We start from the raw sequence: 24506 nt of genomic DNA, 5'->3' as shown, positions 1-24506 counted from the left end.
CCGAAACCTTGGATGCTGGGTAATGCTGTCAGTGCCAAGGCTGGTCGGTCCAATGGTTTTTACGTGTCCCGAACAGGGGTTTTCTGCTGGTCAGGGTTTCCCGGTGTGCCGTCAGCTACCGGCATGTCCGCGTCGGCTGTCGATCTGGGCGAGAATGGAGGGCCCAACCTGGTCAGGTGTAGCGAGGAGCACGTCGACACCTTCGCGTTGAAGAGCGGTCGCGCCGGCGATCCCCCAGCTTGCCCCGACTGTGGTGACTCCGGCTGCTCGCCCTGCCCTCACATCAGTAGTTCGATCGCCGATGAAAAAGGCCCTTTCAGGGGGGACTCCAAGACGCGCACAGGCGGCCAGGATTCCATCCGGGGCAGGCTTTGCTGGCGCGTCTTCATGAGCGATGACAACTTCGACCAACTCCGCCACTTCGGGTGGGAGCAGGTAGCGGAGTCGACCTCGGGCCTGGGCGGTAACGATGCCAAGTCCGACTCCAGCCTTCGCCAAAGTCGCCATCCCTGCCACGACCTCGTTGAAAACCAGAACCTCTCCGGTCGCGAGCGAAAGGGCCTTGTCGTAGTCGCTGTCGTAGATCTGGCGTGCGTCTGAGACCCCGAGAGCGAGGAGGGCATTGACCGGCGGTAACAGAACAGTGGCGTCCAATACGTCCGGGTCGATCGTTACTCCAGCGTTGCAGGCGAGCGCTCGAAGCGCCTCCTTGATGACAGCATGGGTATCGACAATGACGCCGTCCAGATCGAACACGGCACAGTATCGAGACTGTAGATTGCGCCAACTCAACTCGCTGTCCTCTCCGAACCCAGCGCATAGAGAGTTGCCGGTGTCAGCAGTGCGTGCAGCTCTATTCCGCACTGAGCCAAACGTTCCCGGCCGCCCAGTTCCCTGTCCAGCACACACAACGCCGCAACGACCGTGGCGCCGGCATCCTGCAGTAGTTCTGCGGCTCGGAGGGCCTGAGCTCCGCTTCGGACCACATCGTCGACCAAAACGACTCTGCTACCGTCGACTGAGCGGCCCTCGATCTGTCTGCGCGTTCCGTAGGATTTTGGTGAGGGCCGGAAGAAATTGGTGTGAAGGCCAGAGATTGCCGATACAGCTACCGCGAAGGGTACGCCGCCCAGCGCCATGGCGACCACGCTGTCAGTTCGTCGTGGAAGGTTCCGGGCAAGTGCGTGGGCGACATCGTTCAGCAAGATGGGGTCTGCGGCGAGTCCGTACTCATCGAAATATTCATCGAGCGTGTCGCCACAACTCAAGATGAACTTGCCGCGCTGGATTGCAGCTGCTCGGATGCGTTCGGCCAGATCAAACGGCAGCATTAGTCGCCTTCCATTCGAGGCTCTCCTCTGACTGCAGCCGGATTCGTATCTCGATCGTCAGTCAAGTCCGAAAGTGCTCGGCGGAACGCAATGGAGTCGGCCACTCCGCGGAGGAAGCCGAGCGGACGCGTAGGGGACTCGAATAGCCAATGCTCCGAGCGCAGGAAGGCGGCCAGTCGCAAGGCGGTCTGGCCGACTAGCCAGACTGGCACCGGGCGAATATTGCCTGCGTACCAGAGCGCGGCCGCAATTTCGTGCAGGGTGCCCACACCGCCGCCCATTGCTACCACCACATCGACATCGTCAAGGAACTGGTGGAGTCGATCGCCCATCTTGGGTAGGCGGACGACCTGCGAAACGAAGGGGTTGAACTCTCCCCAGTCAACGTCGGACAGTGTGACAGCCACTACCTCACCACCTGCGCCAGATGCTCCGTTCGCGGCGGCCTCCATCAAGCCGTTGTAGCCGCCATGCTGTAGTACGAACCCGGCTGCTGCCAGGTCACGCCCGACGTCTTTGGCCAGCCTTTCCTCTTCTTCGGAGGCCGGTACGACGCCACCGAAGAAGCTCGCTATTTTGGTTTTTTCGGATTGAAGACTCATGGCAGCTCCAGGTAGTGGCGGTAGGCGTCGATCGCATCTCTGATCGTGCCGATCGCTTCGGGCGTGGCCATTTCCGCAACTGCGAACACTCGGTTCAGGCCGTCTGTCAACGAGGCGACTGTTGGTATGCCGGGTGCGGAGATCAACGCCATGAGGTGGGCAAGGCACTCCCTCCCGATGGGAGTCACGCCGACCTCCGCCTCGAGTTGATACCAACCGTAGTACGTCGACCTGGGTGCCAGTGCTGCCTTGATCAGGTTCTTTGCCGCGGTGTTGAACAGGAATACTTCGGAGTAAGCGATGAGCTGTTGCCCGCGCGAAATCCGTTTGCGAATCAAATAGCCGATGACCATGACTTCGACCAAAAGATCTGTACATGACCGCGGTCGATTCGTTTCGTCGGAGACAAAGCGTGTGGTCTGGGCTTTCGGTTTGTAGTCTGCGGTCCGATCGCGTGTGAAGATCGTCTGACAGACCGTGTGCTCCTGCACTTGACCGATACAGCTCGCCGGAGCGACGTATAGATCCAGCTGCTGCAGCTGACCCGCCCACCCTATGAGGTAGACGAAGCCGAGCCCACCCATGTGGCCGACGATGGAGTCCCGCCACCCCGGCAGAATGCTGCCGAGTTCGGTGGTGGCCAGGGCATCGAGCACCGATACATAATCTTCGAACCGCGAATCTTCGACTCCGACAACGAAGTCGATATCGGACAGTCGATCTGCCGTTCCGCGGGCAAGGGAACCTCGCACCAGCAAGGCAGTCACAGCATCGCTGCTGGACAGTCTCTCCGCGACACGCTCGAGCAGCGCGAACTGCTCAGGACGATTCGCTTCAGCGAGCTTGGTAAGCACGGATAGCGTCATGCCACACCCTTCGATCCGTCGATTCCAAGTCGCGCCATCTTGTTTGCCCGCCACTCACGAGCGGCACTGTCGTCACCGAGTTCGTCGTACAACCAAGCGATCAGGTCATAGATTCGACCCTCGGGCAGCGACTGCTGATAGAACAACCGCAGGAGGTAGTTCTCCGCTGACTGCAGGTAGCCGAGGCGCGCTAGCGTCAGTGCCTTGTCCAAGTGACGCTGTATTTCATCGTCCGTCGCTACGGGTAGATCGACGACGTCTGCATCGTCGAGCCACCTGGATGCGGTGAGTTCGGACAGGCGGTCGTTGGAGTAGCAGTCGATCAGGAGGTGATAGCGATCTGGCCCGAGGAGATTGCATGCCCCGTGCACGTGAGTCGGCGCCAATTGCCAGATATGCCCAGGTCGCAGGCATACACGCTTGCCGCCGGTCACGAGTGTCGCGGAACTGTTGGTCATCAGGGGGACGTGGAGTCGCCGCCGCTCGACCTCATCCAACTCGTCATAGTCGCGGTGTTCCCACAGAAACGAATTCGGACTGAGTCGAGCGAGCCGCACCCACATGTACCGGAGTCCGAGTGAGGCCAGGAACTTTCTCGTGGTCGGCATCTGCCGCAACAAGGTGGTCTCGACTGGGACGCAATCTGCGATCCGCACGTCGGTGGGCGACCCCGAGTTGTTCATCAGCGAAAGCGTGGACCAACCGCCTGACTGATACTGCGAGTATTCGGCGACCCAGTGCCGCTCTGCCGGAACGGTCAGCGCCTCGTGTCGCATTCGGCCTAAGGTTGGACCGTCGATCGCATGAACGCATGCGAGCTGTTCGAGCAACGTGCGGCTCCCTGCTGTCATCGACCGGATGTCGATCCACCTCCTCGTTCGGCCCCGAGGAAAATCGGGGCGAGCCAAACGCATCGAAGTCCCTCTACTTAGACCGCAGTAGTTGCGCGATGTGCCCAGGTGCCTTGGTCCTGGGCGTCCGGTCTTCGATTCACGCTTGAGTTTCCACTCGGTCCCGCAGCCCCGCCATCCCGCTCGTGTCCCCTTTTTGTGGACCCCCCACCGCTAAAGGACAATTTCTGGACATCTTCGTCGCCGTCGCTGCCGAATACTCGGTGTTGAAACCATCTTTGGTGGACATAAGGTGGACAGATGCCCGTACCTCCCTCGGCTGACCAGATGAAGGACAGCCTCAAACGGCTGCGTCGAGGACAGGGACTGGCGCGCCCTACGACACTTCTCACGGCGATCGACGATCCGGTTCAGGCCTATCTTTCCCGCGGCTATGAGTTCGAGCCCCGGTCTGCGGGGCATGTCGAATGCCTCGCGAGGGTTCTACGTCGAACGATCGAGCAGTTGTCTGACAGTGAGCGCATCTACGTCGAGGTCGACTTCAATCTGCGGCCTGACCATAGGTACTCAACGCTGACCGACCGGCAAGAATCCTTGGCCCAACAGTTGAAGTGCGCGGTCAAGACTGTGCGCCGGCGTTCCGATTACGCGCTGGAGACCCTTGCCTACCTGCTGTTGACCGGTTCGTCCTCGTTGACCAACCCGCCACAGCTTCAGCCTGAACGATCGGCCCATGGTGCGGAACAACCTAATGCCGAGGAGTCGATTAATCGGTTCTGGGGTCTGAAGCGTGGCGGCGGTGTGGATATCGTTTGCTCGGAGATTCCACCTGAAGAGCGGCCCGACTACGCATCGCCGCATGATCGGAACTACCTCCGGTACGCGAAGTTCGCTGATCTCGACACGCTGATCTTCGTCCGTACCCGTCTCGCACAGTTGGCGCCCCATGTGGTCGTACGCGACTTCGCTCCATCAGAATACTTTGGTACCCATGCCGACGTACTAGTCGTCATCGGGGGCCCGCCGTGGAACGCCAAGTATCGAGAATTTCTGCCGCAGTTGCCTTTTCGCTTCGACTCGCATCCGCTGGGGGAGGACGATCCACTAGTGGTTCCGAATCTCGACAACCTAACCCTGGCACCACGATGGACTCCTGGCGGCGAGTTGATCGAAGACCTCGCTGTCCTAACCAGAATCACAGTGCAAGGCACAACTGTGTTCCTCCTCGGGGGGTGTCTGACCCTCGGCGTTCTCGGTGCCGCACGCTGCCTCCTAGATGCCGGCCGAGGCTCCACAAACGCGGACTACATCACCGGTCGCGCCGGTGACGACGACTTCGTCGTAGTAACGGAGACCAGGCGCGTCGGTGGCCTCACCGATGTCGCCGATCTCGCCGTCGTGGAGCCGCTTCTCCTGATGTCGCGTCCATACGGCGGTCATTGGAAGGTGGTTGTCGACAACACCGTACGTTTCACCCGCCACCGGCAGTATTCGTAGAGGGTTGCATCGTGATCGACTCGGACCTTATTTCCACGTATGTAGTGAACCTGCCGCGCCGAGTTGATCGGCGGACGTGGATCCAACACAGGTTGCCGATTGGTACGCCGGTCACCTACACGTCAGACTTTGACGTAACCATCGACGGGCACGAGATCGCCCGGTCCGGCATCGCTGACCTCGGCATCTCGCTGTTCGATTGGCAGATCCATTCCGACAATCCCTGGTGGAATCGACCTCTCAAGTACGGCGAAGTCGGCTGTACCATTGCCCATCTCGCCTGCTGGCGGCATGCGGAAAAGAACAGCAGCAGCCCTTACGTACTTGTTCTGGAAGACGACGCGTTCCTCGTTCCCGAGGTAGGCAGTCGCCTTCGGGAAGGTCTGAGCCGACTTAACAACTCCGACGAGCCCTTCGACTTGCTCTATCTTGGGCGATACCGCCTCGATCCTGACACACCGACATCGGTACCCGGAATCGTCCGGCCTGGCTACAGCCACTGCAGCTTCGCCTACCTGCTCACTCGCGAAGGCCTGCGCATCGCACTGACTACCGACCTTCCCAAGGCGATCGTCCCGATCGACGAGTTCCTACCGGCTCTCTACGCGCCGCACCCACGCCCTGATATGCGGCGACGCTTCCCTCCGAGACTCGCCGCATTGGCGTTCGATCCTCCCCTCGCTACCCAACGAGACAAGGCCGACGCTGGCAGCGATACCGAGGAGTCTCAGTTCGTTGGGTCATGATCTGATCGTGGCGCCTTGGGGCTTTGTCCATTGCTGGATTAGGGCTGCTAGCCGCTTTCCGGGCCAGCTATCGATCGGGGTTTGGGTATTGATGCCTGTCACGACGTGTTCAGCAGGTACGTCGCGGGTAACGACTGCTCCCGCGGCAACATAGCTACGTGGACCGATGCGTACGCCGCCGACCACACGAGCCCCGAACCCGACCACCGAGTCCGACTCGATGACCGGCGGTGCCTCATCGACACCCCACCATCCAAGGTCGGGGCGGGTGTACTCGTGTACCAAGTCTCCCATCACAGTTGATCGATCCCCGATAGCTGTCGCATCACAGATGAATCCAGCCACGCAGGCGTCGACTCCGATGCGAACTCGGTCGCAAAGGTAGGCACCGTGGACAAGGCGAGTTCGTTCGCCGATGTCACACCCATACCCGATGCGCGCGCGATCTTCGACCAGGCAATCCGCGCCGAGTGTGGTCCCTTCGTGGATCACCACCTGGTTGAACAGCATCGTGCGGTCCCCGAGCACGACGGTATCACCCGTTGTTCGCCGCCCGCCTTGGGCTTCTCGCAGCCGGGCTTCCTTCGGGTAGCCCAAGACACAATTCTCGCCCACGATGACGGCGTCTCCGAATTGGACCTGCCCGTACATATCGGCTGGATTCACGAGCCGGGTGCAGACTGTTCGACCAGCCAGTCAACTGTTGCGTGAATCGCTTCGTCCTCGCGTTCACGCGAGTCGAACCCGTGGTCTGAACCGACCACCGTGTGCAAATCGGTGTCGGGGCGCGATCTCGCGGCATCAGCGGCGATCTCGTACGACACCGCTGAATCCTGGTCCCCGTGCACTATCAGCGATCGTATTTTGCTTGCCACGAAGTGATCGAGAGGTAGGTAGTTGGCAAACTCGCAGAACAGCACACGACCGAGCTCGAATGTGCCGTCGACGACGAGGTAGCCGCTGGCCTCGAGGAACTTCTGCTGCTCTGGGCCAAAGTTCTCTCTACCCCAGTCCAATTTTGGCTCGAGGAATGTGTGGTGGAGGTCGAGTACTGGGTTCCACAAGACCAACCGATGTAGGCTGCCAGCCAGCCACGGGAGGGACATAACAGTGGCTACGGCACCGAAGCTGGCGGCGACGATGGACAGCGGGCCTGGAAACCGCCCGCGGATGTCCTCCACGGCCGCCTGCAGATCCAGGCACTCACCAGCCAAGGTGACTCCGCGTGATGTTCCGGCACTGTTCCCGTGACCACGGAAGGAGAACCGCAGTACGTCGAACCCGGCAGCGACTAACAGCTCGGTCAGCCGGATGAACATACCTCCACCTTCGTCGAGGTCGACCGTGATTCCGTGCACGAGCAGCACGGCTCCGCGATAAGCACTCGACTGAGAGGAATGCGCAGCGGCGTCGAGCTCGATGCCGTCCACTGACTTCAAGGTGAAACGATCCACCGGGCGCTCCGTTCATTCAGTCCCAGGCGTCGACCACAACGCGTCCATCGTCTCGTGAGTAGTTGTTCGACACAACTCGTCGTGTCGCGCGAACGCCATATTCACGATCGTCCGTCGGCCTCGCCGGATCGGATGCACTCGGTGCAACGTTGTGTCCGTTCGCATGAGGTACACATCTCCTGCGCTCAGGTCCAGCCGATGCACACGGCGGTCCCGAAGAATCTGCTCGATCCCCGGCCGTTGCTTGTCCCAGGCGGTGTCCGGGATGCTCTCGACGAACCCGCCATCCACTGGATCGGGACACTCAGCAACCCAGACCAACGCGAAACCGTAGTCGTCCCAATGCCACCCGTGCGTATCGCCCGGATGCTCAAGTCTGGTGATCACGAACCGCTCGGGTTCGTATGGACAGGGAAAGAGGGGCTCCCCGGCTATCGATGAAAGCACATGAAGGAGCGTCTCTGACTCATACACCTGCGAAATCGCAACGCCCTGTTCGGCGATCAGGCCGTGCATGACGTTGGACATGCGACGCGGGCTGAACCCGGTCTCCGCGAGCTCCAGGTCTCGTCGAACTCCCAACGCGTCGGCCAACTGAACTGCCTCGGTCACAACGGCATTCCGCAACGATGGCGGGATAATTTCAGACACCACCACGCAACCGCGCCGACCCAGCTGACGTCTCGCTAGACTGACTTGAGCAGGGGACACCGCCTGCGTAAGATCCAGGGCTACCGCATCGGCGGCGGGCCGGCGGCGCCGCGTTACGTGCAATTGATCAATCACGTCTACTCCCGGATGGCAAGACTGTCCCAGGTTCTCTGCATCAGCAATGGGATCCTGTCCATGCCCTGCAACTTTAGCCGCGGCGGATCACACCCAACTGCTGTACTCGTGGTGGCGTGCTCGAAGATGCCTCTGTCTCATAGTCCGAAGTCTTTGTCAGGCTGCCGGTCGAGGGGCTCGGACTGCTGGTCGGTGACCGCATGCGCCGTGTCGTCAGCGGCTTCGGTGTGCTGTCGGAATTGTTGTTCGTGCGCGAGCTGTGCCGGGCTGAGGTTGCGGCGGCGGTGTTGTTCGGCGCGGTACTGGTGAAGTTGTCGGTGGGTGTCGGCGATCCGCGTGCGGGTTTCCTCGGCGATCCGGGGCCGCACGTCGGTGTGGGGGAGGTGCAGGCCCGGCGCCTGTTCGGGGTCGGTGTCGAGCAGATGGTCCCAGCCGTCGGCTGTTGCGGCGACCAGGATGGCGTCGCGGTTGGCTTTGCGGGAAGTGGCGCGTGCGGTGCTGTGATCACGGCTGAGGGTGGTTTGTTCGGCGATCAGGGTGTCGATGCTGGTCTGGAGTTCGCGGCGTTGGTTGCGGCGGTAGCTGGGTGTGGCATCGAGGGCTGCGCGGGCATCGAAGAGTTTGGTCGCGACTGCGTGGACCGCTTTTGCGGCGGCGTGGAGTTGTTGGTCAGCGGTGCGGGCGTCGCGGATCGCCTGTTGCGCTGCGGTGTGCTGGCGGATGAAATTGTTGGCGTCCAATTTGCTGTTTGAGGTGTGTTGGGGCGGGTTGAACAGGAAGGCGTCTGTGTCGGCGAGTGCGAGGTGCTGGTGAAGCTCATCGATGTGCTCGTCGAGTTGGGTGTCGGTGAGCAGGAACAGCGGATTGTTCGAGGTTGGATCGGCGACGGTTGAGTCGTGGGAGCGTGGCTCCTGCGCGGTGTCGGGCAGCGGGTGGTTTCTGATCCAGGCTTCGATCGTGGCCCGATGCGCGGGGTTTCGGGTAGCGCGCCAGTCGCGACGTAGCATCGCGCGGGCGGCGGGGGCAGGTTTGGTCGCCGCGATGTGGTCGCAGCGAGCGGTGATGTGGTCGGCGGGATCGTGGTCGGGGATGGCGGGTTTGTGGTTGTCTCGGCAGTCGCCGCAGAGCCCGTCGTCAGCGCGCCGTGGCGGCATGGGAGTGGTGTCGATGCGAGGCCGTTCGAGGCCGCATGCGACACAGTCGAGTCCGCGGGCGTCGGGTAGAGCGGCGAAGTCGAAGTCGAGTGGGCGGTATGCCGGGCGGGTGTCGGGCAGCACTGGGCGGTCGTAGTGGTGGCCGACCCCGTCAGGAACCGGGTTATCGTACGGTTGGTCGTCGACGTCGGCTCGGGTGTCATGGTATCCCTGTTCGGCTCGGCGGGCCTCGATGTGAGCATTGGTAAGGGGGTCGTGGCGTGCGGCCGGGTCGGTGTGATTGTGGTGGTCACGGGCGGCTTCGTGGCGTCGGTCGCGGCGGTAGACGGGTTTGGCGGGGGTGGTGTCGGGTTGGTAGACGTGTGGATCGACGGATGGTGTGCACGACTCGATGAGCGATCGGTGCTGGGGGAAGTGTTCGCCGGCCCAACGTAGGCGTGCGCGTGCGACGGGAAAGCTGTGGCGGTAGAGCGTTGCCGCGACTTCTTCGAGGACTGCGCGTTGCTCTTCGGTGGCGATGTCGGTGACGTCGCCGAACGCCCTGACTGCAGCGCTGATTTGGCCGATGCGGAACAGGTGCGCCACATCGCAGATGCCTTCGGAAAGGTCGCCCGCGGCCGCGTCAGTGTGCGCAAGTCGACGCTCGACTTCCGGGATCTGTGCAGGTTCAGGCCTGAGGTGTGGGCTGTGGTCGTGTTCGGGTCCGGGTGTCGCGGCAAGTTCGGGCAGGGTATCGATGTGAGTTTCGTTGCCGTTGCCGTTGCCGTTGCCGTGGCGCGGAGTGGGGGTGTGGTGCAGGAGTGCATCGATGCGCCAGGCGAGAGCGCTGGCGAGTTGGTCGGGGCGTAGGCCTGATGTGTCGTCGGGTTGGGCGCCGAGGAGCAGTTCGTAGGCGGTGGCCAGCAGTTGCTGTGGTGTCCAGTCGGTGCTGGTTGCATGGTCGATCGCGGCGACAACCCGCGGCCATGCGGGGTCGCTGGTGACGCGGTCGGTGACATCGTCGCCTAGTACGGCGTGCAGGTCGGTGATCCAGTCCGGGCGTAGTTTCTGGTGTCCGATGCCGGCATCGAGTGCGGAGGGTTCCAGTTCCAGCCGCGACCACAGTGCAGCGGCCGGCATTTCATCGGGTAGTGGTCGGTGCGCGGCGGCGTGGGTGAGGAGGGTCGCGATATCGATTCCGGCGCGGGATGCGACCTCGATCTTGTCGGCAAGGATCGGCCAATATGGGTCTTGCACGACCCGGGCGTCCAGACGCTCGAGCGTATCGGCCCACTTATTGACCGGCAGACGAGTATCGCCCAACACGTCGGTGACCCGCGCGTTGAGCTGATGTTGGTGGTCACGTTCGAGTCTGCTGTAGCGGGGCGGACCGGTGGGTCGCATATCGCGGTCGTCGATGTGCAGTGCCGCGCGCCAGACCGCGAGCTCGCCGAGCAGCTCAGGATCGGAACCGATCAGAGGGCGGGCCCAGTGTGGTGCGGTGACTGCTGTCCAGGACTGAACGTCGCGGCCGATCTGGGTCGCAAGGTCGCCGACGATGCGGGCGCGTGGCTTGAGTTCGGTGGAGTCGATATCGGCGCGCAGCCCTTGGGGGATGCCAGGCGCCCACGGCAGCGGTCCGGTGCCGGTCGAGTGCGCACCCGAAGGGTCTAGACGCCAGTCCAATACGGCGGCAACATCATCAGCGGTGTCGAGTTCCCGCGCGCTGGCGGCGGCGTGCAGGGCAGCTATGGGGTCACGGCCCGATAGCGCGATCGTCGCTAAATGCTGACGTAGCACGGGGTAGGCGGGGCTGTCGGTGAGGTTTGGTCGTAGCGTTTCCGCGGCGGTGTCGAGACGATCCAGGCCGTCGGGGCCGAGGGCGTGTTCGGCGGCGACACCGATTGTGTCGAGGTAGATATCAAGCGCGCGTCCGATCCGCCGGTGTGGGTCGAGCGCGTCACGCAGGTGCGTGTGCGCTGACTTTTGTGCGCCGTCGCGGCCGAGGATGCGCACCATCACTTCGACCGCGGTGCGGGGGAACACCGCTGGTTCGCTCCAAAATGAGCCTTCGCTGCCGTCGAGCGCGGTGGGGATGTAGGCGTGGTTGGCGTGCGCACCGCGGGTCATCGCGACGTAGAGCTGTTGACGTGACTCGGATCCGGTGAGCGCGACGTGGCAGGTGTCTGCGGTGATTCCCTGCGCGGAATCGATCGTCGTGGCATAGCCGAGTCGCACATGCGCGGCCACATATTCGGCGGGAAGACGCACACAATCGCCCTGTTTTCCACCGGAACGCAGGTGCGTCGCGGTCAGGCTGCCGTCATCGTGGACGGCGGTGACGGTCCAGGTGTAGCCGTTGCGTACCCAATCGCGCGCGCCGATACGCAGTCGCGGGCTGTTGCGGCGGGTACAGATCGTGTCACCAACCGACGCCGCGAGACCGTCGGCGAGCACGCATTCCGCGTCCAATTCGCCACCGTCGCGGATGATGCGGTCAGCGCGAGCGCGGGCGTTGAGCGCGGTAACGATCGCGTGCGTCGGTGCCAGCATGATGCTGTCGCGGCCGGCGAGATGGTCGATATTCCAGGCAGTGTAGGCGTCGTCTTGCGTCGCGCCCTGGTGGCCTGCATGCACACGAGTGTTGTCCAGATACCAACCGAGCGCTGCGGGATCGCCCTCGCGTAGTTGCAAACTGGCCGTCGCCTCGGCTGCTGAGGCGAACCGAACGACATGGTTGAGGGTGATGGCGTGTTCGAGTGCGGCGGCATTCATGTCGGCGCCTGCGCCGCCGGACTCGATCGCGGGCAGCTGATGATCGTCACCGATACAGCGCACCGTCGCCCCACGATCGACCAGAAACCGCAGCAGCCGAAGGCGTTTGAGGTTGCCGAGCTTGACATGCTCATCCACGATCACCAACGTGTCGGAGTCGATCTGCAGCACCCACTCCGGCAACGACGGCGGGACCTCGCGCTCCAAAACGGGATCCTCAAGGCGCGGTGTATGACGCGCCACGACGTCGAGGACCTTGTCGACAGTCTCGGTCCGCGCCCCGATCGACTCACCCAGCACCGCCGCAGCCGACGCGGTAGGTGCCAGGCCGAGGACCTGCCCGCCGCTGGCGTGCCAGGCATCGGTGAGCACTGCCATCGCGGTTGTCTTCCCTGAACCGGCAGGAGCGTTGGCGGTATGCACCCGCAACCCCGAGGTGGCGAAGCCCTCGATGAGGTTGACCTGCCCGGCATTCAGCGGCCGGTCCGGCAATGCAGTGTTGTAGTTTTTGACCGCAGCCGTCACCAGGTGGGGTGGGAGTTTGCGGGCACCGGACTGCGCTGACAGCTCGATCAGGGCCTGTTCCACCGACAACGTGCGTGCCGAGGTATACAGCGTCGAGCCGGAGGATGTGTAGGCGCTAGAGCCGTCGCGACGGCGCAACAGCTCACCCACAGTGCGCAATTCGGGCTCGTCAGCGATATCGGGGTCGCCGCGCTCAATCGACTGTGGCGATGAGAGTGCTTCGGCCAGGGTAGCTTCGGTGGCCTGTTCCCAATCCTGGCCTCGGATGCGGCCGCGCACCTGCCGCTCAACCTCGGCTCGCACATTGTTGCGCCGCCAGGTTGACCGGTGCTCCGACACCACCTCCAGTACCTGCGCGGCCGTTCGCGCAATCCATTCCGCGGACACCGCAACACGGGGCGCACGCACCGGACTCAAGGCCGCCATAACCATCCGCGACAGCGCTTCGCGGCCGCCGAGCAACGCCACCGCCTCGGTCCGCCAGGTGTTGCGTTGTTCGGCCAGCGACCGTAGTTGGTGTTTGGCCGGGCGGGTTTCCAGGGTGGCACGTTGGGCCAACTCATACATCTCCCCAGGGATCGGTTCGCGCCCTAAGCGGTGTTGGAAGTCGGTGGCGAGTTCGCCCAAGCGCATCTTGATCGCCGCTTCGCGCCGCGACCACGCCTCGATCAGCGGCATGGGTACGCCGACAATCTCACGGATCGGTCGCTTGGTCGTGTCACTGGTTGGGCGTTCTGCGAACTCCACGCCGACGAGATCTTCGAGGTGGTGTTCCAAGCGGGTGTTGTAGACCTCCGACACGGTGACCACGGCCTGGTAAATCGCGGCACCGTCGAGGGTGCGCCACTTGCCATCGAGGGCGCGCACCCGGTTGGCTATCAGCACGTGGGTGTGCAGGTCCGGATCCCCGGCACGCGAGTCACGGTGGGTGAAACATGCCGCGACGATGCCGTCCACGTCGACCTGGCGCACACCGTTGCGACCCAATCGGGTGAAGATCGCGTGCTGCTCAGACCAGGACAGCGCGTCGCGCACCGCACGCTGGTGCGCAGTCTCGATCTTGTCCGAAACCTCCCGCGGCGCGAGAGCCCACAACGCCGACACGCTCTTGACGGGTGAAAAGGTGATGTCGACACCCGCAACCGCCGTGGTATTTGGGCGCGAATTCTTCGCCACCCACCCCGACAATTCCCGCGCATTCAGAGGCGCGCGACCGTACTGTTCGGTGAACATTTCAAACGCGATACCGGTACGGATCCGCGCCCGCTCCGCATCGGGAATGGCGTCCTGCGCATCTGCACCGTGCGCAATATTGTGTCGCTCGAACGCTTCCGCACACCGTTTCCGGAACCTGGGAACCTCGGCATAAATGCGAAACGGGTTGCCTAAACGTGAGGCTCGATCGGCCGCGCGCGCGGCATCTTTATGTTTGGCACCGAGCCGGATCTCCTCGTCATAAACCCGAGTTTCGATCAGGTCGGCGTTGGGATGACGACCCAGTCCGAACAGGGACTTCATCTGCTCTTCGGTTACTTCATCACCCGTGGCGATGCCGAGAGCGGCCAGCCCGGCGCCGTGCCAGCACCCGGGAGCTTCCCCGTGTGCCGAGTAGTAGTCGGCCAGGCTGGAACGGCCACGTGTGCTGGCATCGTGCGCAGCCACATTGCGCAGATAGTACTGATATCCGTTGCCTGCCACGACTTTATGGATAGTCGCGGTCATATATCTATCAAGCATCCAGGTGGCAAAAGATTCCAGGGCCGTCAACTACCTATTTTTGTTTAGATGACGCAACCTCCCTGGTCGTTACGGAAAAGTTACCCTAGATGCAAGAGGTGTGCTTGAGAAAAGAGGGAAGAAAGGGGAGTAGGTGGGCTGAGTAGATCGAGTATAGGTTGCGGTGTTAGGGGCTAGTTTTCGTGGATGGTTGCGTAGTTCGGACATAGTTTTCGGGTTCTGAGGACTTAGACCATGCCGGGAGAATGGAGTGATGCTGCTGTCTCGACTAAACCGGTTCAACCAGCGACACCCGTGGAGCCACAACGACCACTACGGCCCTTGGGTCGTCGGCCAGGTGGCAGCGTCCGGAGCTCGTCATGTCCTTGACGTCGGGTGCGGCACAGGCAACCTCGTCGCCCGGCTGCGCCAGCGGGCGGCCACAGTCACGGCGCTCGAACCCGACCCCGCGACTGTCCGCGTGGCGGCGCAGCGCTTCGCCGACGACGACGCGGTGACCATCACTCACGCCGACTTCGCCGGGCGCGACCCACAGCGGTGCTGGGACGCCGTCACCCTCGTCGCAGTCCTGCATCACCTCCCCTTGGTGCCGACTCTGCGCGAACTGCGCGGTTGTCTCGCCCCGGGCGGGCGACTCGTGGTGGTCGGCTGCTACCGCGAGGCCGGACCAATCGACCTGCTCGCCGACCTACCTGCCATAGTCGCCAACCCCGTCATGGGACTGGTCAAGCACCCGGCACGCGCTGATGCGCCGCCCCCGCACATGACGGCACCCACCGCCGATCCGAAGGAGACCCTGACCGACATCCGGGCCGCTGCCGCGCTGGAACTGCCCGGCGCCCGAATCCGGCGTCGCCTGTTCTGGCGATACACCTTGGTCTACGACGCCTCCTCCAGACGTGGCGCCCATTCCGCAAACCAGGGTCGAACAACCCGAATGTCCTTCGTCCGCACTTACTTTGCGGGCCGCATGTCAGCCCCCGCTCCGCAAGGTTCGTGCGGCGGCAGACAAGAAGTGAAGAAGGTGAGGAGTGCGGTCTGTGGATGGATGGGGAAGGTGCGGACAGGTGTGGAAGTGAAGAGTTGAGAGCGGCACGGTGCTCCTGTGGTGCGAGGCGGTAGGTGAGGAGCTAGGACCGTTGGGGATGGTCCCGGCCAGACAGTTGGTCAGAGGAAGCTCAGGCGAGCGGGGTTGAGGTGCGCGCCCATCCGGTGGACTCGCAGGCGTAGTGGCGGTCGTCGATGGCAACGACGTCGCCGACCGACAGCGACCGCTGCCGCTTGGCGGTCCAGGCGTCAGCGTGCGCGTGGTCGTCGGGATGTTCGGGAAATCCGTTGAACGCGGCGAAGACGCGTTCGAGCATGAGCGGGTCCTTCCCGGCCGTCGCGGCGGGGAGGGTGTATTCGTAGGCGAGGACCAGTCGCGTGCCGGGGGTGTAGCCGTGGAGCAGGGCGTGTGGGTCGGTGTTGAGGAATACGGCGACCGTGACGGTTTTGTGCGGGCGCGTCAGGAAGACTCGGGTGGCGCGGGTGAGTAGGGATCGCGCGCGGCCGGTTGGGGGTCGGTGCATCGGCGGGCTCCTCGAGGCGGTGGTGGTGGACCGGTCCGCCGTGGGCGCGAGGCTGCCACGGCGGACCGGTGTTCGCAGGGGCGGAGCGGGATCGGTTAGGCGGCCTGCGGGCGGCGGCGCGCGGCGACGAGGCCGAGGTCGATCCGGCAGGTGAGGCAGTAGCCGTCGGTGTTGATGACGGTGTACTGGGTGCAGCCGTCGCAGCGGCTGCGGCGCTGATCGGCGCCCAGCGTCGCCCGTCCCGACTTCACCGACGCACGGCGACGCGGGCCCGTGGTGTCGGCGGGGGCTGCGCCGCTGCCGCGTTGCAGCGGCTTGACCGGGTTCGGGGTCAGGTCGGGATGCTGGGTCAGGAACTTCGTGATGTGGCGGCAGACCGGGTGTGGTGCCGCGCGATGCCAGACTTCGGTGATCAGGATGTGCGCGGTGGCGGGGTAGGTGGCGGCGAGGAATTCGCAGCGCGAGTGGACGAACTGCTCGGCGGTGAACCGTTCGGGCAGCGGCGGCACACCGGGGCGTCCGTCGGCGCGGCACGAATCGCATAGTCCGTCGTCGGAGACCCACTGTGTGCCGCGCGCGTGGATGGGTCGCTGGTCGGACATGGCGCGTTCGATGAAGCAGCCCACGCACCGCCATCCCATCGCGAGGATCATTGCGGCGTGGTCGTAGTCCAATCCGTTGCCCTGCTCGGGGATCTCGGGGCGTGCGTCGTCACGCACCCGCAACCCGGTGCGGGCTTCGGCGAAGGCTCTACGTTCAGCCTCGGTGATCCGGCTACGCCGCCGGGGCACTCCCTGTCGCTGTAGGTGAGTTCGCCGAGTGCGGGGCGCGGCGGCGGTGTCGTCATGGGTGTCGAAGAAGTCGCGGGTCCGTTCGGCAAGTGACTCGTCGCCGTCGTCGGTGTGCTCGGCATCGTGTCGGCGCTGGTCGTCCCAGGCGGCGCGGGTGTCGTCGTCGTATTGGTTGGCGACGTGGTCGACATAGGCGCGGTCCCACAATTCGGTGGCCTCGGCGTGGTCACGGACCAGGCCGGTGCGCGGACGTGGCCGCACCGGCCGCGCGGTGGCGTCGCCACGGTCGCGGCCAGCCGACGGTTCGGGCTGCGTGTCCGAGTCGGCCACGGTCGTGGCGTCGGTGAACAGTGCGGTGTTCGCGTAGCTGGTGACCATTGCCTCGACTGCGAGGGCGTAGGGCCGCAGGTGGCTGCGGTGATCACCAGGGATGGCGGGCGCGGGCACCGGCCGCGCCTGCGCGCGTGCGGCGATCCGGTCGCGGTCGTTGCGGGCGGCGTCGATGGCCTGGGAGGGGACTCGCTGGGTGATCAGCGGCCGGTAGCGGTCGCGCACCGGCATGGGCGGGAGTTCGGCGGCGGTATAGGAAACCTCGAAGATCTCGGGCAGGTCCCGGTGATGCAGCCCGGGGTCGGTGTCGGGGGCGCACGCGTTGATCAGCACGCGGCGTTCGGGCTGGGCTTTCCACATCGCGTCCAGGCGCTTATGTGCGGTCTCGAATGGGTAGCGGGTGAAGATGTCGGCGAGTTCGTCGAGGAACGCGCGTTCGTCCGGTGTGGCGAGGACGAGTACATCGGGGAAGAGCTTGCGTGCGGTCTGCGGGCTGGTGAGGTGGATGCGGTCGAGGTGGGCGAGGGCGTCGAGGAAGGCGCTGCGTTCGGTCATGACGAATGTCCTGTCTCGCGAAGAAGTAGGAACTCACCCCGGGAGTAGCGTGCGCTTTTCGCAGCACGAGGGGTGGGCGGCTGGTCGGGTGACCCGCCTGAAGGGCGATCGACCAGGGTGGTGACGACGCGCCGGAGGGAACGCGCCATCACGGGTGGGCGCGAATTTCCCGCGCACACAACCGAACCCGCACCCTGCGGCGGTCGTCGCGCCTGGAAATTCGTGCACGCACAGGGCGCGGGCCCGCAGGCGTGGCGGGCGCCACCCTGGTAGCCCTTCAGGAAGGCGGGGCGCCTGATCAGACGAACACCCCGGACACCCCGACCCAGCCGCTTTCTCTTCTCCTTCGCGAGAAGGTCAGGCCACCAACTGTGGGAGCTGGGCGAAGTAGGTGTCGGCGTCGGCATCGCCCCGGCTTCGGCGTTCGGCGGTCTGTTCGTTCCGGATGCAGTGCCGCAACACCACCGCCCCACAGGCCGGGGTGTGTGCCGGGTGCTGCGGCGCGCGATCGTTTCGGGTGTAATCCGCGCCTCGTCGGTGGCCCGGTCGGGATCGCGTGCACGTGCAGGTCGTCGGCGGGCTCACGGACCGGGGTCCGTGCCCACACGGCCAGTTCGATCTCCACCGGTACCTCGACGGCGTCGGCGTTGTATCGCCGTCGTTGATCTCGCCGTGTTCGGTGTCGGGTGCGCCGATGCGGCAGTGTGCGATCGAGACCACCAGCGCCCGTGCTGAATTTGGGCTGAGTGCGACGACCCGGTGGATGAGGACGAGGAATGCCGAATCGTCGGGGGCGAGCGGTTTCGATGCGTGCCGGAAGGCGGCACCCGCCCGGTTCGGGTCGGTGTCGATGAGGTCGTCGCGGTCGGCAACCGCGGTCAGGAACAGAGTCCGTGCGATGGCGGTGTCCGCGGAGTCCGCATCGGCTCCTTGATTGTTCGATGGGCCGCTCAACGGCGAGTGCCGGTAACGATTGTTCGGGGCTACGACCTGCGGAAGTGGTGACGGCTGCGCCGGGCGGCGGGCTCGGTGACAAGGACTGTTGCCGAGCCCGCCAGCCTGATGTGGGATGCCGGGGGATTCAGAATTGGGGTTCGTCGCCGCCGGATCTGCCACCGAAGGACCCCGCGGTGTTCACACCCCATGGGTCGGCCGACCAGGCATCCCCGCCACCAACTGTGGTCGCGCCGACCAGTTCCCGGGAGCGGTCGTCTCCGTCGGGGCGACCGGCGGCGGAGGACTGGCCGTTGCCGCCGTTGGTGCTGCGTTTGGTGCGGTTGACCTTGGCAGTCGACCACCGCAGCGACGGCCCGACCTCGTCGACCTCGAGCTCGATCACGCTGCGCTTATCGCCCTCGGGGGTGGTCCAGCTGCGCTGCTTGAGCCGCCCGGAAACGATGACTCGTCCGCCGCGGGTGAGGGATTCGGCGACGTTCTCGGCGGCGTCGCGCCAGATGTTGCAGCGCAGGAACAACGCTTCGCCGTCTTTCCACTCGTTGGTGTTGCGATCGAGGTACCGCGGGGTCGAGGCGACGGTGAAATTCGCGACCGCTTGACCCGAGGGCGTGAATCTCAGCTCTGGGTCGGCTGTCAGGTTTCCTATTACGCAGATACTCGTGTCTGCGGCCATGGGCGTGCTCCTTCACAGGTGTGGGTGAACGGGGACGGACCGGCGCCCCCGCTGCCGCCGGGCATGGCTGCCCGGCGGGCGAGAGGTGGTCAGTAGCTCCTGATAACCGGGGCGGGGTTCAGAAGGCGAGGTCGATGTCGCGGTAGTCGATGTCTGCGGCGGCAGCCTGTTCGACATCGACCAGCGCGAAGTCCAGTCGGGTGCCGACCTCGGCGAGGAAATGCAGATACCGTTTGGTGAAGCCGAATCCGTCGCGCCACAAGCTCTTACCGATCGGGACTTCGGCGGCGGCGATCTCCATGGCGAGCACGATCATCCAGGCACGGTTGGTCGGCGCGGCGTGGATCGCGGCGACCAACTGCTCGGTGGACCCGCCGGCGCCCAGCAGCTTGGTCACCTTGTGCAACACCGCGGGATCGAGCTTGCGGGCGATGGACTCACCGACGAACGCCGCGGCCTGCACCGGTGGGGTGCGTCCTGCGACGAGCTTGATCAGGAACTCCTCGCGACGCTCCTTTGCCGCCTGACCGCGCTTGTTGAGCTCGATCACCCGCCGCCGGTCGTCGCGCGCCTGCTCCCGCTCGTTGGCCGCCTGCTCGGCGGCGGCCAACGCATTCGCGGAGTCGTCGGTGTTGTCGGGCGTGCGCTGTTGCAGTCCGCTGTCCGCGAGCAGCGCGGCAGGCAGGAAATACGAAGGCGTCCAACGGTCGCGCCGTTCGACCTGGTCTGCGTGACGCAGCCCGTCGGAGGGTTCGGCCGCAGTGTTGTCTTGGGTGTCCCATTCGATGGTGTGGGGGTCGATGATCGCGCCGCTGCAGGTCTCGACCAGCAGGCCGTTTTCTTCCACCTCGAGGTACACCACCCACCGGGTCGGGTCGGTGTAGATCTGCTCCTGGCTCACTGGGGCACCGTCGATGGCGGCGAGTTCGGTGGCCGGAATGTATTCAGGGTCGGCGCTTGCGGTGTCGGGCTCGGTGGCGAGAACGCCGAACCCGTACGCGCCGTGGAGCAACGAGGCTTCCAGGCGGGCGCGGGTTTCGGCGCGGTCGTGCTCGATCCGCTTCGCTGTCATGGTGAAGTTCCATCGACCGACCCCGAGAAGCCGCTCGACGGCGTCGGTGTCGCCGAGGTTTTCGTAGTGGGCGATCACCGCGAGCTGATCCAGGCTGTACTGACCGTCATCCAGCAGCTGCTTGGCTGTCTCGGATTTGCCGACGGCAGCGGTCTTCTGGATCTCGGAGCGTTTGCGCTGCAACCCCCGCGCGACTCGGGTGGCCGAGGCACCCAGCTCGAGCGTGAGTGCGACCCCAGCGGCGCGGTCTGAATCGGTGAGCGGGATGCGCCGGTCGTTGAGGTTGATCTGATCGATCGTGCGCGCGATACGCCGTTCCTTTTCGTCCACCTCGGCGTCGGCGTCGGTAATCCACACCGGCACCCGCGGACAACCGACCTCGCGGGCGATCAGGGTACGGACCTGTCCGTCGTAGACGTGTACCGATCCGTCGGCCTCGCGTACGGCCAGCACCGGAGCGCGCACACCGAACTCACGGATCGAGTCGGCCTGCTTCGGATGGTCGGCGATATCAAAACTCCGGCGGACATTGTCGGCGATCACCAACTCCGCCGGGTTCATATAGATGGCCTCGGGCTCAGGCAGGTCAATAATGCCGGTGTCCTCGACGGCGGTCGGCTCGCCAATCCCGGAAGTCTCAGCGGTCTCGTCGACGTCGACGGCTGCGGGGTCGGTATCGGGATTGGTAACCGGGTCGGTGACGACGGTGAGGGTGGTGGAACTCAAAACAGCTCCTAACGATGGACGGCGCGGCGACATCACCGCTCAGCAGTGATGCCGCCGCGCCGTGAACGGGTGCGGGTGCGGGTGCGGGACCGCGGGGTGCTACGCCCACGGGGTTGAGCGGTCAGGCAGCGCGCTGCGCGGTCTGACGGGCGACGTTGACCGGACGCAGCCGCAGCACGGCGCGCTCGTCGTCGAGGAACGCCCAGTACCGGCCCCGCCAGCCGGGGTAGTCGCCGCGCCAGCGATCCAGCACCGCCGAATCCGGGATCGCCGGGGCGGCCCCGGCATAGCCGAGGTGGGCGAGGCGCTCGTAGTCGGGACGGGTCAGGGACTGCACAGCGGCGGTGGACACGGACATGACAGACAACCTCCTGTGGACGGGCGGGCGGACGCAACGCCGCCCGCAACATGTGGGTGCGGTGATAAGGAGCCGGACAGACCAGCTACCGGAAACGAGGACACCCACTGCTCGACAACGAGGGCGGCCGCTGGGCGACAGGTGGCTACACCCAGGTCTCGGGGGCGGCGTGAGCGGCGTCGATGACCTGTGGGGAGCTGGTGACCAGCCGGGCGTAGCCGTCGCGGATCAGTTCGTGGCAGCCCGCCGAGGAAACCGAATGGATCGGGCCCGGCACGGCGAACACCGGGCGGGCGAGTTGGCGGGCCCAGTCCGCGGTGTTGCGGGTACCGCCACGGAGCCCGGACTCGGGGATCACGACCGCGCGGGACAACGCGGCGACCAGCCGGTTGCGGTGCAGGAAGTGGCGTTTGGCGGCCGGGACATCCGGCGGGTATTCCGAGACGAGCAGCCCGTGCTCGGCGCTCCGATCGAACAGCTCGCGATGCGCGGCTGGATAGCGTGACCCAATCCGGCCGCGACCACCACGATCGTCGAGCCGCCGCGGTTGAGGGCAGCACGATGGGCGGCGGCATCGACGCCGAACGCACCGCCGCTCACGATCGCCCAGCTCCGTTTGACCAGATCCCCGGCGATGTCGGAGGCGACGCGCACGCCGTAGTCGGTAGCGGCGCGCGCACCGACGACCGCGATGTTGCACTGCGCGAACAGATTCAGCGGGGCACGGCCACGCACCCACAACGCGACCGGACTGACAGCCGCCACTGCCGGGGCGTCGAGGCTATACAGTCCGGCGCTGCCGGGCCAGTCGGCGTGATCACGGGTGAGCAGCCGTGCGCCGACGTGGGCGGCGCGGTCGAGATCCTGGGCGGACAACCCGCGCAGATCCCGCGGAACGGTGACGGCGACCTCGCCCGCGGTGAGCCGGGCGGCGGCTTCCTCGACCGCGAGCGTGCGCATCAGCTCGTGCACCATCGGTGCGGCGGTGAGCGCGGCGCGCGCCAGGATCGCCCACGCCAGACGGCGCGAGATGCTCTGCGATGCTGACGAATCCATGACGCCTCCAAAGCGGTCGTCGGATGCGGGTTCAGTCGGTGCCGAGTTCGGCCGCGATCGAGCGCCCAAGCTGCATGGAGGCGCGAAAGACCTCGATGGGGACTGCGTACTCGATCCCAGCGTCCAGGGCTGGCGTGCTCGGCCTGCCGGATTTGCTCGGTCAAAGCGATCGCGATCGCCGCAAGGCCCGGTCGCGGTCGGCGCCAGATGTAAGCGGTGACCGCCAGCAACATCGCTGGCCCGGTGCGGCGACGGCAACGCCCGCACGAGCAACGCCCACAACTGTTGTGCAGTTGGGCCGTTCGGTCCGATCACGAACGCGAACGCGAAGAGGCTGTCACGGACCACGACATCGGCCAGCGCGTCGGCGAGCTCGGCCACCTCGGCCGCCGACAGTGCGCCCTCGACGTGGACCGCCCGCACCTGCGCGAGAACAACCGCAGTCGCTGCCGCAACCGGTCTCGTGCTCGGCCGGAAGTATCGGTGCTGCGGTCGGTGAGCAGCGGGGCGACGTCGGAGGCCAGTTCGGTATCGGGTACCAGGTCGAGCGGAAGCTCCTCGGCGCTGACTCAGGTAGGGCAGGACACCGTTGTCGGTGCCGAATAGGCTCACCCACGGGTGGCCCGTCGCGCGGCCGGTGACCGCCCATGCCTAGATCAGCTCGGTCCCGTGCTCGGCCAACCGATCTCGCAGCAGGGTGACCAGTTCGCGGTGCATCTCGCCCGTTACTCGCCGATCCGGAGTCTGGTCGTTGACTATCACGACAGCGACCGCGTCCGGGTGGTGCTGCGCACCACCGCAGCGTGCGTTCCAGGATCAGGACGGCGGCCAGATAAGCCAATCCCAGATACAGATCCTCCCGCCGATTCCGTTCGACCGCGACACACGCATCGGGCCAGCACGCCGCTTCGCGCAGCCCCAGCACGACCAACGACCGGCCCTGCGGGCTCGGGAGCCACGCCAACACCTCAGCGATGAACCGGCCAGGGTCATCAGCAGACGATACGGGGACCTTCTGACACAGACGGCACATGGGGGTATGCGTCCTCGTGACCGGCAGGCGCAGACAACAACTCGGGTGCCGCAGCAGCGGCATATCGGACGCGGTGGCGGCCACAACGGCACGCGCCGGTCGGATATGGGTTGCGCGGACAGCGCGGTATACGGGGAGGGTGGATGTGCCCGGAGGGGATTACTGGGCGCATCCAACCTCGCGCCTCGGCGTCAGCTGATGCAGCGGGCAACAACCGACGCGGGCAGCATCAGGGTTCGACCGACGGGAACGGACATAGTGCGTGACCACCGCAAACCCTCGACCCTGCCAGGCAGCCTAACGCTGCCCGCACGCCGAAACCACGGAAAACAGAGAAGAATTCCCCGCAACCGGTCAACCTGGGGGAGGAATCAGCCCGCAACGACCAGGTCACAGCTGGCGTGTGGTGCGCGCGGCGACGTAGGTGAGTCCGTCGGTGATGGTGTGGTCGGCTTCGGCCGCAGTGAAATCATCGACGCCGACATGGATCTGTGCGGCGGAGTAGAGGACCGCGTAGGCGTGGTCGTGGTCGAGCAGACCGGCGCCAACGAGGCGGCCGAGGCTGTTGGCGGCCCGCAACACCGTGCGGTGGCGCACGCCGGTGTAGGCGGCGCGGATTCGGGCGCTCTGGTTGATCAACGCCGCCTGGACGTAGGCGTCGGGGTGACCGACCGCGGTGACGCCACGGCGGTCCGGTTCTGGTCGGGCCGGGGTCAGCAGGTGGATCAGCCAGTCGGGCAAAGGGATCGGTGCCCGGTCGTCGATTCGGCGGTAGCGGCCTTCGGGTACTTGTGACCCGGCAGCCACGACGTAGCCGCCGACCCGCGGCTGTCGATGCGCCAGCCCAGCCGGGCGATCGTATTGCGCAGGGTCGGTTTTCGCGGTGCCCGGTAATACAGGTGGACACCTCCCGACGGCGTGGACACTTCGAAGGTCGGTACCGGCAGCGGCTGGCCCGCGTCCTGCGCCAGCCGCGCCAGAACCTCACAGCCGTTACGTACCGGACCCCAGTGTTCGGGTGGGGGGTGGCCGTGGCTGGTGTCGAGGTCCAGTACATGCAAACCACTGGGCCCGCTCGCGA

The 24506-nt window shown here is 65.1% G+C and carries 19 protein-coding genes and 1 pseudogene; 3 read left to right on the top strand and 17 right to left on the bottom strand.

The annotated features are described in order from the left end of the window. Window positions 1-111: 111 nt before the first annotated feature. The 5 genes from AB0B25_RS07810 to AB0B25_RS07790 are packed head-to-tail and all read right to left on the bottom strand — an operon-like array spanning window position 112 to window position 3575. A complete protein-coding gene (locus AB0B25_RS07810) occupies window positions 112-756 on the bottom strand; it encodes an HAD-IA family hydrolase (RefSeq protein ID WP_357176209.1) in 645 nt (214 codons plus the stop codon). Window positions 757-788: 32 nt separating this feature from the next. Further along, window positions 789-1331, bottom strand: a complete 543-nt coding sequence (locus AB0B25_RS07805; protein ID WP_357176207.1) for a phosphoribosyltransferase family protein — start codon at window positions 1329-1331, stop codon at window positions 789-791. Further along, window positions 1331-1933, bottom strand: coding sequence for an LOG family protein (locus AB0B25_RS07800; protein WP_357176205.1), 603 nt, complete (start codon window positions 1931-1933; stop codon window positions 1331-1333). The genes AB0B25_RS07805 and AB0B25_RS07800 overlap by 1 nt, the downstream gene beginning before the upstream one ends. Continuing rightward, window positions 1930-2853 (bottom strand): nucleotidyltransferase domain-containing protein, encoded by a 924-nt coding sequence (locus AB0B25_RS07795; RefSeq protein WP_357176203.1) that lies wholly within the window; start codon window positions 2851-2853, stop codon window positions 1930-1932. The genes AB0B25_RS07800 and AB0B25_RS07795 overlap by 4 nt, the downstream gene beginning before the upstream one ends. Continuing rightward, a complete protein-coding gene (locus AB0B25_RS07790; RefSeq protein ID WP_357176201.1) occupies window positions 2796-3575 on the bottom strand; it encodes an aspartyl/asparaginyl beta-hydroxylase domain-containing protein in 780 nt (259 codons plus the stop codon). The genes AB0B25_RS07795 and AB0B25_RS07790 overlap by 58 nt, the downstream gene beginning before the upstream one ends. A 375-nt stretch (window positions 3576-3950) precedes the next feature. Here AB0B25_RS07790 and AB0B25_RS07785 point away from each other — a divergent pair, with 375 nt between their 5' ends. Both AB0B25_RS07785 and AB0B25_RS07780 read left to right on the top strand, forming a co-directional pair. Continuing rightward, complete coding sequence (locus AB0B25_RS07785) at window positions 3951-5147, top strand: hypothetical protein (protein WP_357176200.1); 1197 nt, start codon at window positions 3951-3953, stop codon at window positions 5145-5147. Between the two features lie 11 nt (window positions 5148-5158). Next, window positions 5159-5893, top strand: a complete 735-nt coding sequence (locus AB0B25_RS07780) for a glycosyltransferase family 25 protein (RefSeq protein ID WP_357176198.1) — start codon at window positions 5159-5161, stop codon at window positions 5891-5893. Here AB0B25_RS07780 and AB0B25_RS07775 read toward each other — a convergent pair. The 4 genes from AB0B25_RS07775 to mobF form a co-directional block, all read right to left on the bottom strand. Continuing rightward, window positions 5888-6490 carry an acetyl/acyl transferase gene (locus tag AB0B25_RS07775; protein ID WP_357176196.1) on the bottom strand — a complete coding sequence of 201 codons (603 nt, stop codon included), beginning with the start codon at window positions 6488-6490 and terminating at the stop codon, window positions 5888-5890. The genes AB0B25_RS07780 and AB0B25_RS07775 overlap by 6 nt on opposite strands. Before the next feature lie 65 nt (window positions 6491-6555). Then, window positions 6556-7347: an alpha/beta fold hydrolase gene (locus AB0B25_RS07770; RefSeq protein WP_357176194.1), complete on the bottom strand. Its 792-nt coding sequence runs from the start codon at window positions 7345-7347 to the stop codon at window positions 6556-6558. A 12-nt stretch (window positions 7348-7359) separates the two neighbouring features. Further along, window positions 7360-8133, bottom strand: a complete 774-nt coding sequence (locus AB0B25_RS07765; protein WP_357176193.1) for a hypothetical protein — start codon at window positions 8131-8133, stop codon at window positions 7360-7362. A gap of 137 nt (window positions 8134-8270) precedes the next feature. Beyond that, entirely contained in the window at window positions 8271-14288 is a 6018-nt protein-coding gene (mobF, locus tag AB0B25_RS07760) for a MobF family relaxase (protein ID WP_357176191.1), read from the bottom strand. 268 nt (window positions 14289-14556) lie between these two features. On the opposite strand from mobF, the gene AB0B25_RS07755 reads away from it, so the two are divergent. After that, window positions 14557-15390 (top strand): class I SAM-dependent methyltransferase, encoded by an 834-nt coding sequence (locus tag AB0B25_RS07755; RefSeq protein WP_357176189.1) that lies wholly within the window; start codon window positions 14557-14559, stop codon window positions 15388-15390. A 91-nt stretch (window positions 15391-15481) separates the two neighbouring features. On the opposite strand, the gene AB0B25_RS07750 is transcribed toward AB0B25_RS07755, so the two are convergent. From AB0B25_RS07750 to AB0B25_RS07715, 8 genes and pseudogenes are all read right to left on the bottom strand, one after another. Continuing rightward, complete coding sequence (locus tag AB0B25_RS07750; protein ID WP_357176187.1) at window positions 15482-15874, bottom strand: hypothetical protein; 393 nt, start codon at window positions 15872-15874, stop codon at window positions 15482-15484. Between the two features lie 95 nt (window positions 15875-15969). Next, complete coding sequence (locus AB0B25_RS07745; RefSeq protein WP_357176185.1) at window positions 15970-17550, bottom strand: hypothetical protein; 1581 nt, start codon at window positions 17548-17550, stop codon at window positions 15970-15972. A gap of 1081 nt (window positions 17551-18631) precedes the next feature. Then, window positions 18632-19180 carry a single-stranded DNA-binding protein gene (locus AB0B25_RS07740; RefSeq protein WP_357176183.1) on the bottom strand — a complete coding sequence of 183 codons (549 nt, stop codon included), beginning with the start codon at window positions 19178-19180 and terminating at the stop codon, window positions 18632-18634. A gap of 118 nt (window positions 19181-19298) precedes the next feature. Continuing rightward, complete coding sequence (locus AB0B25_RS07735) at window positions 19299-20978, bottom strand: ParB N-terminal domain-containing protein (RefSeq protein ID WP_357176181.1); 1680 nt, start codon at window positions 20976-20978, stop codon at window positions 19299-19301. 121 nt (window positions 20979-21099) lie between these two features. Further along, a complete protein-coding gene (locus AB0B25_RS07730) occupies window positions 21100-21336 on the bottom strand; it encodes a hypothetical protein (protein ID WP_357176179.1) in 237 nt (78 codons plus the stop codon). A 145-nt stretch (window positions 21337-21481) separates the two neighbouring features. Further along, window positions 21482-23004, bottom strand: a pseudogene (gene dprA / locus AB0B25_RS07725) (DNA-processing protein DprA). A gap of 811 nt (window positions 23005-23815) precedes the next feature. Next, the gene (locus AB0B25_RS07720; protein WP_357176454.1) at window positions 23816-24232 is read right to left on the bottom strand and encodes a hypothetical protein; all 417 of its coding nucleotides are present in this window, start codon (window positions 24230-24232) and stop codon (window positions 23816-23818) included. Further along, window positions 24151-24486, bottom strand: a complete 336-nt coding sequence (locus AB0B25_RS07715) for a bifunctional DNA primase/polymerase (RefSeq protein WP_357176177.1) — start codon at window positions 24484-24486, stop codon at window positions 24151-24153. The genes AB0B25_RS07720 and AB0B25_RS07715 overlap by 82 nt, the downstream gene beginning before the upstream one ends. Between the last annotated feature and the right edge of the window lie 20 nt (window positions 24487-24506).

The organism is Nocardia sp. NPDC049190 (assembly GCF_040648115.1).
Taxonomy (GTDB): Bacteria; Actinomycetota; Actinomycetes; order Mycobacteriales; family Mycobacteriaceae; genus Nocardia.
Note: the sequence above shows the minus strand (reverse complement) of the source record. Positions and strands in the feature narration are given on the sequence as shown.

What these genes read in the sequence shown, in the direction of transcription:
- AB0B25_RS07790 (WP_357176201.1), bottom strand. Translation starts at nt 3,575, where the DNA reads ATGCGACACGAGGCGCTGACCGTTCCGGCAGAGCGGCACTGGGTCGCC.
- AB0B25_RS07745 (WP_357176185.1), bottom strand. Translation starts at nt 17,550, where the DNA reads ATGACCGAACGCAGCGCCTTCCTCGACGCCCTCGCCCACCTCGACCGC.
- AB0B25_RS07755 (WP_357176189.1), top strand. Translation starts at nt 14,557, where the DNA reads ATGCTGCTGTCTCGACTAAACCGGTTCAACCAGCGACACCCGTGGAGC.
- AB0B25_RS07740 (WP_357176183.1), bottom strand. Translation starts at nt 19,180, where the DNA reads ATGGCCGCAGACACGAGTATCTGCGTAATAGGAAACCTGACAGCCGAC.
- AB0B25_RS07805 (WP_357176207.1), bottom strand. Translation starts at nt 1,331, where the DNA reads ATGCTGCCGTTTGATCTGGCCGAACGCATCCGAGCAGCTGCAATCCAG.
- mobF (WP_357176191.1), bottom strand. Translation starts at nt 14,288, where the DNA reads ATGACCGCGACTATCCATAAAGTCGTGGCAGGCAACGGATATCAGTAC.
- AB0B25_RS07730 (WP_357176179.1), bottom strand. Translation starts at nt 21,336, where the DNA reads ATGTCCGTGTCCACCGCCGCTGTGCAGTCCCTGACCCGTCCCGACTAC.
- AB0B25_RS07785 (WP_357176200.1), top strand. Translation starts at nt 3,951, where the DNA reads ATGCCCGTACCTCCCTCGGCTGACCAGATGAAGGACAGCCTCAAACGG.
- AB0B25_RS07750 (WP_357176187.1), bottom strand. Translation starts at nt 15,874, where the DNA reads ATGCACCGACCCCCAACCGGCCGCGCGCGATCCCTACTCACCCGCGCC.
- AB0B25_RS07800 (WP_357176205.1), bottom strand. Translation starts at nt 1,933, where the DNA reads ATGAGTCTTCAATCCGAAAAAACCAAAATAGCGAGCTTCTTCGGTGGC.